Source organism: Cytobacillus praedii, from assembly GCF_001439605.1.
GTDB lineage: Bacteria > Bacillota > Bacilli > Bacillales > Cytobacillaceae > Cytobacillus > Cytobacillus praedii.
Genome location: NZ_LMBX01000003.1, coordinates 533 through 877 on the forward strand (window position 1 = coordinate 533; position 345 = coordinate 877).

The 345-nt window shown below is 49.3% G+C and carries 4 tRNA genes; all 4 read left to right on the forward strand.

Features of this window, described 5'->3' with window-relative positions:
• Positions 1–18 precede the first annotated feature (18 nt).
• The 4 genes from ASU02_RS03650 to ASU02_RS03665 all read left to right on the forward strand — a co-directional run bounded on the left by ASU02_RS03650 (position 19) and on the right by ASU02_RS03665 (position 345).
• Positions 19–91: transfer RNA gene (locus ASU02_RS03650), tRNA-Phe, on the forward strand.
• A gap of 10 nt (positions 92–101) precedes the next feature.
• Positions 102–175 (forward strand) — tRNA-Gly (locus ASU02_RS03655).
• Between the two features lie 11 nt (positions 176–186).
• A tRNA-Ile gene (locus ASU02_RS03660) sits at positions 187–260 on the forward strand.
• Positions 261–274: 14 nt separating this feature from the next.
• A tRNA-Asn gene (locus ASU02_RS03665) sits at positions 275–345 on the forward strand.

Sequence of the window (345 nt, forward strand, 5' to 3'; positions counted from 1 at the left end):
ATAAAAAAATACATATGTGGCTCAGTAGCTCAGTCGGTAGAGCAAAGGACTGAAAATCCTTGTGTCGGCGGTTCGATTCCGTCCTGAGCCACNAGCATATTGCGGGTGTAGTTTAGTGGTAAAACCACAGCCTTCCAAGCTGTTGTCGAGGGTTCGATTCCCTTCACCCGCTCCAATTGATAAAATGGGCCTATAGCTCAGCTGGTTAGAGCGCACGCCTGATAAGCGTGAGGTCGATGGTTCGAGTCCATTTAGGCCCANTATACTATATTATTCCGCAGTAGCTCAGTGGTAGAGCTATCGGCTGTTAACCGATCGGTCGTAGGTTCGAGTCCTACCTGCGGA